The sequence below is a fragment of the Polaribacter sp. genome, from assembly GCF_965656025.1.
Classification (GTDB): domain Bacteria; phylum Bacteroidota; class Bacteroidia; order Flavobacteriales; family Flavobacteriaceae; genus Polaribacter.
Map to the genome: position 1 here is coordinate 21,856 of NZ_CBFHJT010000006.1, position 2,189 is coordinate 24,044.

At 26.6% G+C, this 2,189-nt stretch carries 4 protein-coding genes; all 4 read left to right on the forward strand.

Annotated features, from left to right (window positions below):
* Window positions 1-323 (forward strand): M23 family metallopeptidase (locus ACTG3S_RS02030; RefSeq protein WP_439127708.1); only part of this gene is annotated, 323 nt, incomplete at its 5' end.
* 131 nt (window positions 324-454) lie between these two features.
* Window positions 455-1,006, forward strand: coding sequence for a hypothetical protein (locus ACTG3S_RS02035; protein ID WP_439127709.1), 552 nt, complete (start codon window positions 455-457; stop codon window positions 1,004-1,006).
* 102 nt (window positions 1,007-1,108) lie between these two features.
* On the forward strand, window positions 1,109-1,684 hold the full coding sequence (locus tag ACTG3S_RS02040) for a YdeI/OmpD-associated family protein (RefSeq protein ID WP_439127710.1): 576 nt from the start codon (window positions 1,109-1,111) through the stop codon (window positions 1,682-1,684).
* Between the two features lies 1 nt (window position 1,685).
* Entirely contained in the window at window positions 1,686-2,174 is a 489-nt protein-coding gene (locus ACTG3S_RS02045) for a YdeI/OmpD-associated family protein (protein ID WP_439127711.1), read from the forward strand.
* The last annotated feature ends 15 nt before the right edge of the window (window positions 2,175-2,189 follow it).

The following is a 2,189-nucleotide window of genomic DNA, read 5'->3' on the forward strand; positions in this document are numbered from 1 at the left end:
TTCAAACAAAAAATGACTCAGACGAAGGAGGTACCTCAAAAAAATATCTTCCTAAGGCTAATAAAATATTTGTATATCATAAGGATGGTACATTTGTACAGTATGCACATTTTAAAAAAGGTGGAGTTTTAGTAAAAGTAGGAGATTCTATTAAAAAAGGTCAGCTTATTGGATATTCTGGGAACACAGGCTTCTCTTCAGAGCCTCATTTACATTTTGTTTTGTACCATTCTTTAAATAAAAAATTAATTTCCATACCTTTTATATTAAATGGTTTGCCTTCTCAAAGATATAAAAGAGGAAAGTACGCAATCAATAAATAACTCCCATTATTAGTTCCCATATTTTTTTGGTTTTTAAATAAGTTAAAATTATAGAAATATAAGAAATATCAATATGTTTTATTTCTGTTTTAATAGTTTTACTATTATATTTATAATATAAACTTTTAACTATGAAAACAAATGTATTATTAGTGTTCGTCTTAATTGTAAATTTATCTTATGCACAAAAAGAAAATTTACTAAAAAATAACTTTTTTAAAATTAATGTAGAAGAAAACCACTATGCACCAGAGCAAATATTTCCTTCTAGTTTTTTTGAAATTAAAGAAACCGAAAAGGTTTTAGTTACTAATAATTCTGAGGGAAAGTTTCCTCTTTATAATATCAATAAAGCTACAACAAATACAAATTTAAACAGAAAAGAACCTTCTTTTATGTTGATAAGAGAATATGTAAAGTTTGTGAATAATATAGTGCAAAAAAAATCTGAAGAAATAAATAAAGTTTATGTAATATCTCAAAATGAAATTTATAATACTGAAAATTATGATGTCTATAGATTACCAGAACTAATAGATGTTTTAAATGCTTCTTACAAAATTAGCCCTAATGTAGATGTACAGTTTGGTAAAAATTTAGAACCTTATTTAAAGAAAATAAATAAAACAGCATTGGATAAAACCTTACAAAACAGTCTTAATTTGTTGGTTGTGAATTTTTAAATTGAATAGTTTGAATTATTATTGGTTGATTTGAACTGGCGTCTCATAATATTTGAGATGCCAGTTTTTTTATTCTACTTTTACTTTTCTAAAAGTTAATGCATGCCAAATCTAAAAGAATTTTATTTTAAAAATGATGCCGAATGGAGAAGTTGGCTATCTGAAAATTACTACAAATCTAAAGGCATTTATTTAATCTTTTACAAAGTAGAAAATGAAGAAGAATCTATGCGTTGGGAAGAAGCTGTAAAAGTGGCTTTGTGTTATGGTTGGATAGATTCTACTGTGAAAAGCTTAGGAAACGGGAAAAGACGTCAATATTTTTGTCCTAGAAACCCAAAAAGTGTTTGGAGTGCACTCAATAAAAAATATATTAAAGAATTAAATGCTGATAATCTAATACATAAAAGTGGTCTTGATATTATTAAAATAGGCAAACAAAATGGTTCTTGGTCTGCTTTAGATAATGTTGAAAAAGGCATTATTCCTGAAGATTTACAAATAGCTTTTGATAATAATTCTAAAGCCTATATCAACTATAAAAATTTTGCACCATCCTATAGAAAGAGTTATTTGTATTGGCTAAACCAAGCAAAAAGAGAAGCTACAAGACAAAAAAGAATTTTAGAAATTATTGATTTGTGTCATCAAAATATAAAATCAAGAGAGCTTAGATAACATGAAAACAAATAAATTTACCTTACCATTTACAAACGTTTATAATATTTTTATTCCTAAAGAAATTTATAAACCTTTTGCTGATAAAAAAATGAGTCGTGTAAAGGTGCAATTTATCTTTAATGATAAATTACTAGATTTTTATGCAGCTGTAAAAAAAGATAAACATTCTGGAGATTATAAAATGATGTTTAGCAAAGCCAAGCAAAAAGAGGTTGGCATCGTTTTAGGAGACGAATTTGAACTGCAACTTTTTGAAGATACCTCTAAATATGGGGTAGAAATGCCAGAGGAGTTAGAAGCTGTTTTAATGAGCGATTATGATGCTTACCAACTATTTGAAGCATTAACTCCTGGAAAACAACGAAGCATCATTTATGGTATTATTCGTTTTAAAGGCACTCAAAATAAAATTGACAAATCTTTAATTATGTGCGAGAATTTAAAAAGAGGAAATGTAGAACCTTTAAAAATATTTAAGTTGCTATAATTACTCATCAACTTT